Origin of the sequence: Limnobacter thiooxidans, from assembly GCF_036323495.1 — a bacterium.
Taxonomy (GTDB): Bacteria; Pseudomonadota; Gammaproteobacteria; order Burkholderiales; family Burkholderiaceae_B; genus Limnobacter; species Limnobacter thiooxidans.
On record NZ_AP028947.1, the window covers coordinates 3,057,754 to 3,074,653 of the forward strand.

At 48.0% G+C, this 16,900-nt stretch carries 11 protein-coding genes; 1 reads left to right on the forward strand and 10 read right to left on the reverse strand.

Translation table 11 applies throughout. The annotated features are described in order from the left end of the window. Positions 1-3 precede the first annotated feature (3 nt). The gene (locus tag RGQ30_RS13925) at positions 4-1,209 is read left to right on the forward strand and encodes a glycosyltransferase family 2 protein (protein WP_130557646.1); all 1,206 of its coding nucleotides are present in this window, start codon (positions 4-6) and stop codon (positions 1,207-1,209) included. 13 nt (positions 1,210-1,222) lie between these two features. Here the strand turns inward: RGQ30_RS13925 and RGQ30_RS13930 are convergent, their stop codons facing one another. From RGQ30_RS13930 to RGQ30_RS13975, 10 genes are all read right to left on the reverse strand, one after another. Next, complete coding sequence (locus RGQ30_RS13930; RefSeq protein ID WP_130557645.1) at positions 1,223-2,722, reverse strand: Atrophin-1 multi-domain protein; 1,500 nt, start codon at positions 2,720-2,722, stop codon at positions 1,223-1,225. A 95-nt stretch (positions 2,723-2,817) separates the two neighbouring features. Then, positions 2,818-4,425, reverse strand: a complete 1,608-nt coding sequence (locus RGQ30_RS13935) for an Atrophin-1 multi-domain protein (RefSeq protein WP_130557644.1) — start codon at positions 4,423-4,425, stop codon at positions 2,818-2,820. A 294-nt stretch (positions 4,426-4,719) separates the two neighbouring features. Then, on the reverse strand, positions 4,720-5,379 hold the full coding sequence (locus RGQ30_RS13940; RefSeq protein ID WP_130557643.1) for a fumarylacetoacetate hydrolase family protein: 660 nt from the start codon (positions 5,377-5,379) through the stop codon (positions 4,720-4,722). An 18-nt stretch (positions 5,380-5,397) separates the two neighbouring features. Then, positions 5,398-5,826, reverse strand: coding sequence for a hypothetical protein (locus RGQ30_RS13945; RefSeq protein ID WP_298217021.1), 429 nt, complete (start codon positions 5,824-5,826; stop codon positions 5,398-5,400). Between the two features lie 311 nt (positions 5,827-6,137). Then, positions 6,138-9,998, reverse strand: coding sequence for a CHAT domain-containing protein (locus tag RGQ30_RS13950; RefSeq protein ID WP_130557641.1), 3,861 nt, complete (start codon positions 9,996-9,998; stop codon positions 6,138-6,140). A 105-nt stretch (positions 9,999-10,103) separates the two neighbouring features. Then, complete coding sequence (locus RGQ30_RS13955; RefSeq protein WP_130557640.1) at positions 10,104-11,618, reverse strand: hypothetical protein; 1,515 nt, start codon at positions 11,616-11,618, stop codon at positions 10,104-10,106. Between the two features lie 193 nt (positions 11,619-11,811). Then, a complete protein-coding gene (locus RGQ30_RS13960; RefSeq protein WP_130557639.1) occupies positions 11,812-12,246 on the reverse strand; it encodes a hypothetical protein in 435 nt (144 codons plus the stop codon). Next, positions 12,243-14,246, reverse strand: coding sequence for an integrase (locus RGQ30_RS13965; protein WP_130557638.1), 2,004 nt, complete (start codon positions 14,244-14,246; stop codon positions 12,243-12,245). The genes RGQ30_RS13960 and RGQ30_RS13965 overlap by 4 nt, the downstream gene beginning before the upstream one ends. After that, positions 14,243-15,781: a site-specific integrase gene (locus RGQ30_RS13970; protein WP_130557637.1), complete on the reverse strand. Its 1,539-nt coding sequence runs from the start codon at positions 15,779-15,781 to the stop codon at positions 14,243-14,245. Before RGQ30_RS13970 ends, RGQ30_RS13965 begins: the two co-directional genes overlap by 4 nt. Continuing rightward, on the reverse strand, positions 15,759-16,781 hold the full coding sequence (locus RGQ30_RS13975) for a tyrosine-type recombinase/integrase (protein WP_338284525.1): 1,023 nt from the start codon (positions 16,779-16,781) through the stop codon (positions 15,759-15,761). Before RGQ30_RS13975 ends, RGQ30_RS13970 begins: the two co-directional genes overlap by 23 nt. Between the last annotated feature and the right edge of the window lie 119 nt (positions 16,782-16,900).

A 16,900-nucleotide genomic window follows, 5' to 3' on the forward strand; every position in this document is an offset into this window, starting at 1 on the left:
CCCATGTCGATTGCTGAGTCCTCAGTTCTGGCCATGACCGTGTTACTGGGTATCCCCGTGTTCTGGTTCTGTATTCAAATTGCTGCAGCCTGTTTTTTCAGGCAACAATTTGAAAAAACAATTGAAATGCAATTTGAGAACCTGCCACATCGGATCACGGTTCTTGTGCCCGCACACAATGAGTCCGCCAACATGCTGCCCACACTGCGAGCCGTTTTGGCACAAGCAAGCGAGTCGATCCATATTCTGGTGGTGGCGGACAATTGCAACGACGACACGGCTGAAGTTGCAAGACAGGAAGGCGTGGAGGTGATTGAACGCCACAACACTGCTTTGCGGGGCAAAGGCTATGCGCTGGACTTTGGCATTCGACACCTGAAAGCGAACCCGCCGCAGGTGGTGATTGTTCTGGATGCAGACTGCCTGCCCGAGAATGGCGTGTTGGCGAAACTTGCAAACAGGGCCATGAGTACCTCCCGCCCTGTGCAAGCGCTTTACCTGATGAACAACCTGCACAGTCCCGGTTTGAAGGAAAAAATTGCCGAGTTTGCCTGGCTTGTGAAAAATCATGTCCGCCCCAAGGGTTTGCACAACATGGGCTTGCCTTGTCACCTTACAGGTTCTGGCATGGCATTCACCTGGGAGGTATTACAAGGTGTGTCCCTGGCCACCGGGGATATCGTGGAGGACATGAAATTGGGCATGACCTTGACCACGCAGGGCCAGGCGCCCCTGTTTTCAGAAGACACGGTGGTTACCAGCGCATTCCCGAATAACAGGGAAGGCGTTGCATCACAGCGCACCCGCTGGGAACATGGTCACCTGGCCATGATGTGGCACGAAGGCTTGCCCAAATTGCTCAAAGGATTGATCAGCCGTGACATGGCGTTGGTAGGTCTTTCTTTGGACTTGTGCATTCCACCACTTGCATTGCTGGTTACTGCCGTACTTGCCTGGGAATTGCTCACCGGCATTTATGCACTTGCAAGCGGCAACTCCGCTGCGTTTCTGATCAGTCTTGTTTACCTGCTGGCAATCGCCTCGTCCGTCGGCCTGGCTTGGCTCAAGTTTGGACGAGCCGTGGTAACGGGTCGGGAGTTGTTGATGGCGCCCGTGTATGTGTTGGCCAAACTACCTGTGTATGCCCGCTTTCTGTTTCGTCGCCAAGCGGAGTGGGTTCGCTCCAAACGTGACAACGAAACAAAATAAAAGCAAATGTGAATCAGCGCACCATGGCTTCCACACTTTGCAGGGGACTGGTCAGCATTGTATCCAGGGGATAAACCAAAGCTCGAACCCGGGCCGGGTCGTTGTCGTTTGACTTGGGCTTGAGCACACTGAGCACGGTGTGCCCAGCGTCTTGGGGCCACTGCATAACCATGGCTTGTCCATTTCTCATCCAGCCTGAGTTGAACAACACACGATTACCCTCTCGGGCCATGACCTTCAATTCCATCTGTGCCCCCTCAGTGGACTTCAGCTGTAATTTATAGCGTTTGCCTGCCTCCATTTCACCCCAGTTTGTTGAGTTGAAGCTTCGGTTGTTTCGGTGTTGAAACAGACTTTGCTGATTGCTTCCACTGACGATCAATGACTGGCTCCAGGTGTCAAAACGCGCGGTCCCATTGCCCGAGGTTTTCACCCAGGGCCCACGCATGGAAATCATGTTCAGGTTCTCCTTCGGATTGAAAGCCTGGCCATGACCGTCCACCCAGCTTTGGACAGACATGACTTGCCGAAGCCCTTTCTGGATGTCTTTCAAGTCCTTGGCCACTTCGCTGTTCCACTTGGGTTTATGCAGGTTGAACTTGGAGCCGTTCTCGACATAAATATAGAAGGGTGTTCCCTCATTTCGGTCCACAACGTAGGCGCCATACACCTTCAGTGTTTCAGCGACTTTGCGCAAGGCGGGGTTTGAAATGCGGCTCGTGTCGAATGTTTCAGGAAGCATCAACAAGGCACCCACCGGAATTTTGCCGCTGTTCTTTTTGAAGGTCCTGTCGGTTGATGTTGCGGGAAATATATAGCCTGTTTGCCCAGACAATGCGTTGTAAGTCAGGGAAACTGCCAAGGCGTGCGAATACATGGGCTTTCCATCATGGACTTCGTGCTTGCGGATCAAGCCTGCCATGGGTGCAACAGCAGCGGCGCGTGCTCCCTGGTAATATTGGGCGGGTTCAGCCCAACCCCTGCCATCCAGTCGGGTCCATGCGTACATGGACGCAGTCCAGCGACCCTGTCCGTCTTTTTTCAAATCGAGAAAAGAATGAATGACACCCGTGCTTGGATCAACAATGTCGGCATGTCCGTCACTGCCACTTGCAGGCATGGTGCTGGCAGGCCAATTCGCAATGGTGACGCTGGGAACAAATTGTTCACCATCAAGTTCCCAAAGTCCTTTTTTTGCATCACGGCCATAAACTTTCATGGGAGCGTCGCTGTTGCGAGCCAGAAATGCAGCGGACGAGTAAGGCCCCTCTCCGATCAAGGGGTTGTAACGTGAATCAGGAATTTGAAAATAGCCTAATCTTGCTCCCACAGGGCGAATATTCCAGTAAGAGCGGGCAGAAAACGGGCGCTCGTAAGTGCCAAATGACCCGGAAACAGAATGGTTTGATTGGGAAGGCTCGGCGCAAGCGCCGCCGCCAAGTAGCATGGCAAAAACCAGAATTGAGCGATTGACCAGTGTGGTCAGGGGTAGCGAAAACTTCAAACATTTCAAAACAACACCTCACATCCGTTGATTACAGGACATCAATCAACGGATGTAAAAGCCTCAAGTTTCAATAATTCAAGAAGTGACTCCGTTCTGTCTCTTTATTGAGCGACTTCAGTCAACATGCCCTGAATGAAGGTTTTATCCCCCACCCCGCTGACCACACCCAAAATGGACACACCATTGACCATGGGCCAGTTGAAGCGATAGGTCTCGCCGTCACCCAAGGCCCGGGTGTTGAACTGCTCGGCACCATTGCCCCAGAAGCGAAGGTAAGCACGCCCGCCGTTGGTCGCCTTGACCTTGAACTCATACAGACGACCTTTCACAGGCTTGGCCCAACTCACTCTTGGGATAGACCTGTCAGACGCACTTTCAGCCCAGTACGCTTTGTCAGTTTTGCCAAACGTGACACCCTGCTTGCGTGAATCGTACACAGGCACGGCACCGCCTTTGACCATCGGCTTCCAGGGCCCACGCATTGAAGTGGCATTCAATGGCGCAAGCGCTGCAACTGGCTGACCTAGGGCGTTGACCCAGTCTTTTGCATAGATAACCTGGCGAAGCGCTGCCCGAATTTTTTGCAGGTCATTGCCGACAGCGGAATTCCATCCACCTTTGTGAAGATTAAACCCTGATCCATTTTCAACATAGATGTAGAAGGGAGTACCAACATTTCGATCCACCACGTAGGCCCCATAGGTTTTCAGGGTATTGACCACCTTTCTCAGGTCAGGATTGCTGATTTTTGAAGAATCAAACGAGGGAGGCAGCATCAACAACGCACCCGTTGGAAAGCGGCCTGTATTTTCTCGCCAGGTTCGATCACCCGATGTGGCGGGAAAAACAAACTGCTCGTATTCCGACATGCCGGTGTAAGTCAACGACATGGCCAAGGCATGGAAATACTGACTTGCGCCGTCGTTGATTTCGTTCTTCCGGATCAAGCCTGCGATTGATGCAATACCTGAAGCACGGGCCCCTTGAAAGTAATGAGAACCATCGCCCCAACCGCGGCCATCCAGCTTGGACCAAGCGTATTGAGCTGCAACCCATCGACCGTTCGTTTGTCTCAACTGCCAGAAAGAATGAATCATGCCGTTTTCAACATCGACAATGTCGGCATGGCCATCTGTACCGCTGGCGGGCAAGGTGTCAGCAGGCCAATGAGGAATGTCAATGGACGGAAAATTGGCCTCGGCATCGGGATCCCACACCCCATAGGTACCGGGCAGCGGGTATACCTTGACTGCTGGATCAGTCGGTTTGGCCAGAAAGGCGGTGGTGGAATACTTGCCTGTTCCAATCAATGGGTAATACGTGGATTTGGGAATTTCTGCAGTACCCAACGTGACGAATTTTGGGCGAATGTTCCACAAGGAATTCAACGAAAAAGGTCTGTTAAACGACCCAAAATCGTAAGGGGTCAAATCAAGCGGATTCCCCATGGACAACGGACTCACGGACGCCGATGGCGTCACCGTGGGGGCTGGAACCACAGGTGTGGGAAGGGGCAAAGGCGTGGGTTCGGGCAATGCTTCCAGTGTGGTCAGCACGCTGGGCGCGCGACAATAACCGCTCGCCACACCAACCTGGCAAATAGGCTCATACGCCTGAGCGAGGGCATTTGGGGATTGAACTGCAATGGAGGCCATCAACAAAATACTGACATTGAGGATGGGCTGGGTGGTAACGGCTCGAATACTCATGATGATGTTTTCCGCTAAATACAGTGATGACTTGTAAACCACCTGCACGGTTAGGCGCAGGCATCCGACCCGCACAACCCATTGATAGTAAAGGGCTATTGGCTGGCACAAGAACTGTATCGAGAGAAAATAAACTTCAAACCAACAAGAAGCCGGTGGATTTGGCAGGTACTTGTGAATTAAACAGGAGATGCACCGCGTATGATTTTTTCACCCCGACGCACTTTGTACGTCAGAAAAATCATAATCAGAGTGGGTATTGGAGGGGTAAACAGAATTTGAATGGGGTGAATCTCAAATCACGTCAAATTCAGTGTCAATGTGACCGGGCAGTACCAATCGAATTTTGTCGAGAGAAGTCAACGAGCCGACCCCTTCAGGAGTACCGGTGAAAATAAGGTCACCTTCCTGCAGGGCAAAAACCGTACTCAAATAATGAACAATAAGCGGAATGGAAAACAGCATTTTTCTAATATCCCCATGCTGCCTTAAATGGCCATTCAAGTGCATTTCAAATTGAATCTCGAAAGGATTCTGAATGGTATTCGCCGGCACAAAAGGAGTCACCGTGGCCGCGCAATCAAAACCCTTGGCCACAGCCCAAGGCAAGCCGCCCTGCTTCGCTTTGGTTTGCAGGTCGCGGGCGGTCAGGTCGAGGCCCAAACCATAACCCGCAATGTAATCCATGGCTTCGTCTTCGGGAATGTGTTTACCGGCCTTGCCGACCAACAACACCAATTCAGCCTCGTAGTGCACTTCACTGGAATGCACGGGTAACACAATGGGCTTGCCCTGCACATGCAGTGCTGAGGTGGGCTTGATGAACACAACTGGGTCTTCCTCCGGACGATTGCCCAGCTCCGCGATGTGAGCCGAGTAGTTTCGGCCGATACAGAAAATATTGCGAACCTGAACCGCTTTGGTTTGAGCAGCCAGTAAGGCGACGTGTGGCATCGGGATTCCTTGTCGGGGTTAAATACCCTCTTCTTTCAAAAAGGGACCAAAGCAGGTTTCGATGTCGGCCTTTTGGCACATCATGAATTTTGATCCCGACGCGTGCATCACGATGTAATTGGTGGCCACATTGCCATTGGGCACTACATTGCCCATACAGTCGGGCTCGCTGTTCACCTGAACAACCGTATCCATCCAGGTATAGAAACCTTGAGCATTCGGGGCCAAGCTGATGTCATATTGGGTTTTCACTACCTGGCCGCCACTAAGAATCTGCGTAGTGCCATCAGTGCGTATGTCGTAAATTTCAGCACAACGCTGTTCTGGCAAATTAATGCGCCACAAGCCAATCAGGGGGTGCTCTTTTGGAAGCAAAGTTTCAGCCTGCAACGGGCTGCAGAGAAGGGTAAGAGCGCTACAAGACAAAGCCAGAACACGGTGCAACATACAAACCTCTACGACAATGGTTGGTGCGATCAGCATACTGGGCCCGCAGGTTTGGGGCAAGATCAGCCCAATAAAAAACCCCCGCCAATTTCATATTGACAGGGGGTTTTTTTATTGCTCAAGTATCGTGAGCAATGGGTCAAAAAGGTTATTCATACTTAAAACGGATGATAGTTCTACCTATAAGCCTAGATTCGTGGCTCTCCATGCAAAATTCAATCAGCAATGTTGGTAAGTTTCATTTATAGGTACCACTTCTTCTTTTATGGCCTTATAAACGCAAGTTTGTGGGTAAAGCAACAACATCTGATTCAAACGCCAGCTGAACGAGTCAGCAAAACATCACCATACACTTGCATTGCAAGTGAATATTGTGGGACGTCTCCCAATTTTCTTGCAACTTCATCATTGGCCTTTCGAGTAGCCTCAAGAACGGTTTCCCCCACTTCCCAGGCTCTTAGGAACGGGTCGAGCCAATTGTGTGTAACAATCACGCTTAGTGGCCACGGTGAAGCTACCACCGCGCGGCTACCACAATTCAAAAGTTGCTTTGGTAAGCTGGTGGTGGAGTTGTTCCAAGGATTTTTGTCGATACGCCCTCCACTGCACACAAAAAGAACTACCAACTCAGTTCCTCCAATAGCATTAGCCAAAGCAGAAGGGGACTCGATGAGACTGTAATCATCCCGAATACTGCGTAAATAGCGGCCCTCATTACTTAGCCCTCCGTGGGCTATTACCACCGCGAGACTCGCGTCTCCCAAACCAGCTGGAAGTCTGCGTCCAGTATTTACGGAAAATCCAAATTCCTCAAAACTTCCTTTAAGACGACCTAGAGCGACATCAAGGGTTTGAACAACTTGAACACCATCTTGCTCACCCTGCCCAGTACCAGGCTCGATAGGGACTTCATCAGATTGTGCAGAAACCCAAGCCTTATAACCAATTTTACGAGCGCGCGGTGCGGCCCTAGTAGCTGCGAGCCATGTCAGCGAAGGTACCATGCCGATGGATATCCGTGTACCTGCAAGATATTCACAACTGTTAACTTCGGAACGCATGACCACAAGGTTGGTGGTCAACTGTTGAAGTGCTGGCTCTGCGACAACAATCAACCTATCTGCTTCAGGAAAATTAATCGCTAATTGCTCCATAGTGAGATAAAAGATGTTGTTACCTTCGTCACGGTCAACTGTTCCATACCCCTTTGGAAATTCCTCAAGCCACCCTTCAAATCGCCTCTGGAACGTATTCTCCAAGCGTTGCTGTTCAATTTTGCAAACTTGACGGTCCGCTACATTGATAACCGATAGCTCACCCTCGTTATCTAATGCCATAAATACGACGCTATAACCCAGGTCATTTAATTCATAAGCATATTGAGTCGCCCACTCAACAGTCATAGGTGGAATTTTGGAGCGCGTACTTAAAGTATGGTCAGAAAGCAACTCAACAGCAAACGCTGCCTCTGAAGGAATGGGCGCGTCTTTTAGCCCTGCTCCCAAAAGACGTCTAGATGCGATTTCAATATAGGCATAGTCGCAAGCGATATCTGAAACGAAGGTTGCTCGTTCCACTTCATTAAACAAGGCTAAAACTTCGAGAGCTGTAGGTTTATCTGTGGACATGGTTCTTATTGTATTTGCAGCCCTAAGTCCGACTTGTTGAAGCGCAGTTTTAAGCAGCCTGTCTCTAGCCGGCGCTACGACACCGCCCGCCACTTTGACCTTTGTGATGATTTGACCTAGAAGCACCGCGAGAGGGAATAGACGATTTTTATGCTCAAGCGCATCTTCGGATGCTTTGGCGATTTTAGTCAGTAATTCTTGTAGTTCATGTAGAGGCTTCTCATCAGCCTGCATGAGCTGCAAACCTAAATCGGCGGCGATAATTTGAAAATCTGTACTTGGGTCAAAACCTAAATCTTCCCGTAGCTTCTTCATGGGAATAAGGAAACTCTGAGCTAGCTCAAAGAGACCAAGGTCACGCAGTGTTCGATGGATGACGTACACCTCTTGCCAAAGGTCTTCTTTTTGAACAGCAGCATCAGTAGCAAGCGCACAGGCTGAACCCACAAGCGCGGTGACGTGGTTATGACAACGATGATGGATATCGGCAAATGCACCCCATGCCAACCGTCGGCAAATTACAGTCCTTTGTCCCATTAACAAAATCTGTTCTGCGAAATCTCGAGCACGTTGAAATTGGCCCGAGATTGCAAATTGTGATGCGAGCAAGCGCATCAATTCGATGTCGCAATCACGTTCTTGTATTGCGTGAGGACACACCGCGCAAACAATGAATACCAGCTTTTCCAAAAATGTTAGGTCGGCGTCTTCCCCCAACACTCCGTTAGCATTTAGAACCGTCTGCTTGAGCGCCGCGACAACATCGTCTGGAGGTGCAAGGATAAGCTCTCGTGGAATCACGGTAACACCTGGCTCACCAATACCTCTTTCGTCCATCCATTTAAATGCGTTAGTTATTGAAGTCCGCACTTGATTGTCAAGCAAGTAAGCTTTGAACTCATCTCGTTCTGTCTCCGGTCTTGACAACGTGATACCGCGCTCTGCTAAAGCGAGCATACTTGAAGCTACTATAGGCATGCCTAAGTCACCACATGCCTCGACAGAAAGAAGTGAAGTCAGACTCGAGCGGACTCGATAGTCAGAAGGATGACTCGCCAAGAATTGAAAAGCAGATTTAAAAAGCACCCTGTAAACATCGTACTCTGTCTTCGGAACTAACTCTCGAAGCATCATAGCTTTTACAGAGGCCAAGAGCACTTGAGTAGCCTGCCGCCCATAAAGCTTTGACGAGGTGATAAGACAAGCTGCGTTAGCAGCATCACGATAAAAGCCTAGACTTTCTGCACGTATCGCGCAGCACACCACCGCGAGCTCCCACCATTCTTGCCCCCAGCCGTCAGCCAGCTTAATTGCAGCATCATAGTCTGGGTCGGACTCGAGCATACATCGTTGTAACTCAAGATGATAAATTGTGAAGCCAGCCGTTGTGAACCGCTGACCCTCACTAATCAACGCATCTCGACAGTTCATTAGAAGCCGACGGTCGCGGTTTTCTCTCAGTCGTTCCGAATGTGGTGACAAAATTTCTAGACGAGCATCGTACTGCGCTATTCGGTCATTGTCTTCAAGTTGAGTAGCAACTTCTAGCCCCTCTTCGAGCCACATTGGGTCGCGTATACTGTTGGGCACGTTGGGCAGCAACTCCTGGGCTAAAACTATATCACCAGCGTTTGCGGCGAAGTGAGAGACCTGAATGGCGACCTCCGATGGAAGCTCAGGCAGGTAAGGACGGAAACGTTTAATAAATGCGAGCGTCTCTTCTTTGTTTCCGGTTCGATTTACAAGCTGAACGAGCGTGTGAAATTTATAGCCTGTCGAAAGCTTCAAATTATCAAGTTGAGTCTCCACTTCGTGGAGTCGGCCTTGAACAGCCATTGATAGCCACAGCTCACTGTTATGAGCGAGAATCTGCTCAATATCACCTTCATAGGTCAACTCAACAACTCCACAATCATCTATAGACATAAGCTGTTGCTGATTTATCGGATTTCGAGCCGGAAGTTCTGGCACGTGCACGAAAGCATAGGAGTCCATACGTTTAACAACTGAAACCAATTGCCGACACAGTGACGCCACATGGGGAGTCCAGTTGTCCTCGGGAAGCCTCGTGGCGGTCGCTCCAAAAGTAACTGGCAGTTTCACCGCAGGGTCTCTAAAGCGGCTCGCCTCTGCTACCACGATAAAGCTACGTTCAGGGCTGCCTTGCGCTTCGCGAATCAAATCCCCAACCTCAAGACTGGAGGTATGCTGAACTTTCACAATACGTCGAAGAACTTTTTCTTCTTTGGTATCAACTGGAGAACCGCGCAGTTCCTGTATAGCCTCGAGCAAAGCCGAAAATACGTTCGCGTGAGTAACCATCGTCGCTTGTGAAGGCGGCAAGAAGATAACTCCTCCTGGAAACACCAAACCCCCTTTTTTATCGCGAAGCGCCAATAAGAGAGCTGCTGTCATGCGACCAACAACCTCACGCAATGAGCCACCAGTCACCAAGTCTGCGCCGCCTAAGGTAAATCCATTACCTAATATAGCAATCGGGTCAAAACCTTGGACTCTTTTTTTGTCGGGTTCGTATGTACTCACGGGATGCTCAATGATTTCTTGCTAACGGCTAGATTGTGATGATTAAGAAATGTGCACTTATTGATATTTTTCAGCTACAAATTTTCATCTTTAATTTCTAAATGATTACCCAGCAATTAAGGATAACGGGTGATGCAAAAAATGTTCACGCAAGGCATTCGCAATTCCTTTTTCTTTGCCCTCCAATGCCAACTGCAAAACATCCTTACCTTCCTTCCACGAAATTGGATGCTTTATTCTTTTACGCTTTTCGTTCTCAAGCATTAATCTCGCATCAGGTTCAAAGGTGCCTGAAGTCCACAATGCAAAATTAATTTTTGATTCTCGTAAATGAGACTGGGCTTTGAGGTGTGCTGTAAAAATCGGAAGGCGCCGAATCCAGTTTTCCACTTCCCTCACGTCAACGGTTCCACCTGGACTCCTACCTTTGCATTCAATCACGTGGCAGTGAGAGCCTTGGTTTGAAAAAGTCAAGATATCGATATCTGCCGTCTTGCCAGTTTCAGGGTCTGAAGCGCGAACTCCCATATCAATTGAAACCGCTGTGCGCCGGGCAAGATAAGCAGCAAGTAGCTCGAAAAGTACCCCTCGTAAGTTACCTGATGCCCCCTCTATTTCGGCCAGGTCCTCAATCAGGTTCGCTATTCGGTCTGGAGTACCAGCTGAAACATACGCGGCTGTATTTGAAAGGACGGACAGCAAATTTTGTAGGGCAATTCCTGTACGTCTGCCGAACAATTCACGAGGGGTAGTAAGAATTACACCCGCCGCATGTCCGGCGGTCAATGCAGGTCCTGTGAAGCCGCTAGCTAAAAGAACTGCAATCAAGCCCGCACCGTTACGCCTCAAAAGACTATGTGTAGCACTGGCTTTACGAATAAAGTAATTAACTTGATGCTCTGAAACAACGGTGTTCGAAAAGACATCCGCCACAAAATAACTTTGTTGCTTGCCTGAGTGTTGGAGAGGAAGAAGAAAGCTAGGGCCTGCTAAATCGAAGAGGTAAGAACTCACAGGTCTTCTATCTTGCTCACCTCTTATTTTCACTTGGTTGTATGCGGCCATACCCATATTTCTAACCCAATCGCGCAACCCGTCTAACAATATCTTTTCCGTTAAGTCACGTGCACGGTTGCCAGAATAATCAGGTATTCCAAAAACATCGCGTCTAACTTCCCAATAATCAAGCCCATCAAAATTACGAAGTTGTAACACTCCCGCATTTTGAAGCCGCTCAGCTACGCTCGTTGCGGTCAACTGCCCCTTCACGCCCGACGCTGAAGCCCCAGATATCACTGCAAACTCAGATGCCAATACCAAACCATGACGAGCAATCATGCCATCAATCGACAATCCAAATACAGAGCCAGTCTCTCGCATAGCATCAAGAAACTTAAGCCAAAAGCGCTCTTCGTACCTCTGCTCTTGAAGGTAAAGAAATGCCTCTTTTTTAGGTAGTAGCGGAACGGGGAAAGCTCTTAGGGGCGCCTTTAAGCGTTTAGCAGAAAGGCGCTTCCTTGCAGCATCCGAAGAAAGCCCTTCAGTTTTGACTAGCCAATCAGAAACGACCGAAGAACGTGATGGACCTTCATGGCTTAAAAAATCACTTAAACGCGTCATAAGTAAGTTGTCACACAGCTCAATTTATTAATATTACTACCTTGTCCGATGGAGAATTTTTAACCGAGCGATAAAATTATTTAAAATCATAGGGTTAAGCCTTAAAAAGACCAACACATCCTAGAAAAAATGTCCATAAAAAGGAAAAGCCCATGAAAGATTTCAGTTTCGGAGGACGCTAACTAAGTCACCACTAACAAACACCTTTGCTTTGGCCTCTCTGAGGTTTAGGAAGAGGGGAATTCAACATCATCAATGTCACCCCTTTACGTTCAGCGTTATGAGCCCAAGTGACAAACTGCTCCAAAAGTAATTGATTCTCTTGTTCAAGCCGCTGCACCTTGGCTTTGTAACGCTCGACTTGCTGAAGAGCGGCCCGAACCTTTTCATCTCTAGGATTACCCACTTTACGTGACCATGAACCCTTCAAGGTTTGCTTTTTGAGCGCGAATGCATTGGCAATTTGAGGGTATTCCGCGAAGGTGAAGCGAGAGTAGCGAATGCCAAATTTTCTATGGACTTCGTCTAATAACAACTCCCATGTCAGCTTACCTTTCCAGTCGTCAAGAATTTCTATCACCGCCTGGAGTATCTTAGGCGTCAAGTCTGGTGCACGTAATTTTCTCATTTAAGACGCTTTCTTCTTTCAAAAGTTACTGCTTTAGTTATGGTCTCAGAGTCAGCTAGAGTGACGAGTGGCGCATTCTCAATGTTGAGCCGAATTCGTGCACCATCAGATACTGACGGGTCATCAAGAATCGATAACAAAACATTAACCCTTTCTAGGGTTTTCATTTGATGGACGACCCATGTGTCTGCGCCGTACTCTTCATTAGTAAGGGCTTGACAAGCCTGGCTCAACAGATGCTCAGTCTCCACTTTGAGACTTCGCAAATTGGCCTCTTTACGAGCCTCCCCTTTAATGCAAACCTGTTCTTCGCAGTTAATGCAATCCCTGTACATTTGGCAAGGCTCACTCGCAAAGTTATGTTGACACCAGCCAAATTCAGTTGTGTGCGCGGCGGCTACTCCCGACGCAGCGAACTCGCTTCGAGCCACCAAATTCCTGCTGGTAATAGGTACTAAATCGCCACTCAAACCTTCTTTAATTGCCCGGCCCACAGGCGCTTGAATCTCTTCTGAACTCATATGGTCATAGGCTCTATTCTGACCAACATCCTTTCGTCCCGAAAAAATTGCAATTTCTGCACTACTCAGCCCCCCCATCTGGGCAAGCATATTGAGATAGTGCCTAAAGCTGTGACTTCGAACCCAAATGGCTGAACCATCATCCTCTGTGAAAGAAAAGTCTTCAAAGATAGACCTATGCCCAGGGCGACCCAAGGGATTAGTAACAATTGAATTGTCCACGCAATGAAACATGCACACATAAGTTGCTCTTGCGCAGTGGCTTTCGTTCAGTCGCACAAGCGCTAATGAGTCCTTGCAGAGAAGTTCGGGAGCACCTAGGACGTAAGGAAAAGTGGGTGGTAACAGTTTCAAAACAGCTTCCTCTACATGCTTGAACGAATACCCTTTGCCTTTTGCCCCCAAAGACACGCTCGGTATCCCATTCGCTATTACCCACGAATAGGCAGAGTGACGTTTTGTATCGTCACCCCAAAGTATGTCAGCCACTTCAGAAACCGTTAGATATTCGTAATTTCTTAAATATCCAATTGTTTGATGGATATATATTTCTTTGGGATTGTTTGTATACCACTCTGCAATTTGCTGAGCAGGAAGCGAAACTCTCAACAAATTTGATACGGCTTTCTCTGCCACAGAGACCATGGCAGACGGAATCCATTTAATAGTATCCGAGGCCCCTTTCGAACCAGCCCACCGTATTCCAACTCTTCCAGAAAATCGTCCGTCACCTCGCACGATGCAATTCCGGCTTAACCTAAGTACTTCGTTAATCCGCTCTGGCGCACACAGCATAAGAGCTGTGTAACTTGACACTAAAATATGCATTGGTTTTGTTGCTTGATGAAAAATATTGGCCAAGGCTCTCAATACCGCTGCCGATGGCAATTTTTTTTCTCTAGCCTCGATTGACTCCTTTGAAATACGAGAACCCAGCTCACGTGGTTTATTCATTCCATGATGCCAGCGCTGCCTGAGAACGATAAATCTTTTGGAGTTCATCAGTTCGCTAATTAGCTCCAATTGACCAGCAACTCTATAGGCTACCCTTGCGGATAATTGTTTCCTCGCCAGCTCAACAGCAGTGTCCAAGACGTCCTCGTTCACTGCCGTTGGGCAAGAGTCCTTTCCACAACCCCTTAGAGCAGCTTCAAGAAATCGAAGTGCAGAGACACGAACAGCTTGACAAACGACAGGTCGCTTATCATGCAAGTAAACCAATAAGGCTTTTGCAAAATCCAAAAATGGCTGTGCCAAAAATGGCTGTGATTGGGAAATCTGGGAAGCCTCCATAGAACTAAAAATTGCTCTCTGGATTTTGTTTTGCCCTTTGAAGTAACCTAAATCCCAAATATTTGAGTCGAACTGCTTACTAGAATCCAACACTGAAGACTGTTTGCACAGTGAGACGAAGGCTTCGATATTCACTGAGGCTTGAAACTCTGTTCTTGAAATGAAATGCAGAGTAGATGCACTCATACACACCTCTCCCCCTTGCGAGCTTCATTTATATGCTTACATTCGGCGATTACCTCGCGTACCGCGCATATCGCATCATCATTGACAGTGGCCATACGCTCATCAGCAGAGAAGCGGGCTCGTTCGGACTCAAGCCTAGCAAGCACCTTTTCATGAGGAGCATCGAGCCATGGTTCAAACTTGAAACAGGTGTAACAAGCCACAGGCTTATCAAATGCACACTGCTTGCCACAGCCCATGCAATTCCCTAGGGGGGTAGCAGCCGACCTGAAATCGATAATACGACTACCGGTTTTACCTTTTTGTGTTGAATGTTGCTCGTCTTCAATCAGTCGACCCATAAAAGCTCGCGACAGAGGCGCCAGGGCATAGCCCATAGCTTTATCTATGTTGTCAACAATTCGAGGAGATGCTTCAAAATACACATCTACGTTCTGTAAATCTGTATGTCCTAAACGGTCAGCAATGATTGTTTTACTTACCCCCTCTTCAGCCATACGAGTTCCAAAGGTGTACCGAAATCGTTGAGCTGAAATTGGAATGGCCTCAAAACCCAGCCTTTCCGTTGCGGGACAGATTGGCTGCAACATTTTTGAAAAAATATTTGAAAGGTAATTACTTTCACAGTGACCTAAAAAAAGGTCTCCTTCAGCTCTGCTCGAGCTTCTTTTACCACTTGGCATTACGATATCTTCTGGAAACAGAGCTGAATCATCTTTGTAACCAGCTATCTTTAAGGTTTGCACGTATTCAGCAAGCAACCTTCCAGTCTGAGGACTCAAGTCAAACTCCTTAAAGGAATAACGAGAGTGCTTTTCACGGGTTTTTACCTGTGGAAGCTTAATAGTCCAAACCCCATTGACTGCATTTAAATCACTTAACTTAAGAGAAGCGTATTGAGATATACGCCCACCACAAGCAAACAATAGTCGGGTAAGAACCAGCACCCATTGCTGAATTTCCATGCGACCATATGCGGCATCCACGGACTTGTACAAATTGGTGTACTCATCGTTGCTCAAAGGTCCTCTTATAGGGTCTCTTGTTCTGACGGCGTTCCCTTTAGTATTCCCAGGCTTACGGATTTCACGCAGATAATTTGTGCAATCAGACTCAACTCCGGGCAACCCAAGACTCACCCATTTTTGAAGTAATACATTTAATGTGCCTACCCGCCATTTCTGATGACTCAGCAGATTCGAGGAGTAACTCGATATCTCAGCTGTAGTTATTGTCTTCAACTGCGTCGAGTTGTTTCGATATGTAAGGAAGTGAACGAAGACGCTAAATAAATTAACTAGGTGAGACGAAGAACTTCTCTTAGCGAAAACCAACAAAGTCCGTTTAATGGAATCTATTGGAATCGAGCTTGGTAAAAATAATTTTCCAAAATCTAAATGGACCCGAAATGGGCCATCTACCCAATGCCACAAATCGTTGTTTGGCTGAAACTTTAGTCCGCTTCTAGTGAAGGCTGCCTCTGGCAAACGAGGAGTAAGATTAGAACTCGCATCAATTTTTGTTAGTGAGCGCATCTAAACGTTCCTGTAATTTCAAAGCAACTTCGCGGCCTTTTTTTGCTGTATATCTGCGTGTGTAAGTGGCAGCCATCCTCGAGTTGTCACTCCAACCTTGCTGGCTGTTGCGCGCCCTTTCCTCCACTGTTTCCGAGACACCCATAGCCTCAGCTTTCTCGGAAAATCGCTCATTCCAGGTATGCCGCATGACATGACTTGTCAGTGTCATTGGCAAACCTGGAAAGACTGACCTCAACTGAAAAAAGACTTTGTCAATACTTGCATGTGAGAGGGGCGCACCTTCGTCCGAAACAAAAATCTGAGGTACTGTTCTTGCCCTCTTGATTGCCCGCCTATCGTTATTAATGAAGTCCCATAGGGCCTTCATAACAGGTCGCGCTAATTCGATTTCTCGGTCGAATGTTTTGGTACATGGTTGAATCCGACGCGGGTCTTTTTCAGTATCGGCGCGTCTTAGAATTCGTAGCTTTGGCGCCTCCGCATTCAAATCCCCAATTTGAAGACCGAGTAGCTCACCACGTCGCATTCCAGAAGCCAACAATAAGACGATAAGCAACCAATTTCGCTTTCTGACATATCCTCTTGTCCACGGATTAAGAGATGACTCAGGATTAATAACTTCAAGTAGTCGATGTTGCTCCTGTTCACTTAACCCAATGCGGGCATTCAATTTCGCTCTTTTAGAAACAGTGGGGATATGCTCCCGAAACGCCTTCAATGCAAAACTTGTGCTCATTTCAAGCCGCTTTCGTTCAGCATCACAAAGCGTTGCGCCAACATAACCAGAGAAAAACTCTAAAAAATCGGAGATGTATCGGAGTCTAGAAGCTTGGGTGGCAGCATCAACAGAGGCCCGCGAGTCGGCCACTTTCGTCTTTCGTAAACCGATTCGAGAAATTCGAATAACGTTTGGTGTATTAGAGGTATCTTCTGTCAACTCTTCTAAATCCTCCACCCGATACTGTGCAGCTGAGGCCAACCTATCGAGTTCTGGCATTGTTAAAAAATTTCCATTACTGAGACGGTCAAGTAAGTCAATTTTGGCCCCAGCCAATTGACGGTAAAGCAACGCCAATGAGCAACAAACGAAATGGATTGTGTTTGCCGCGCGACCTC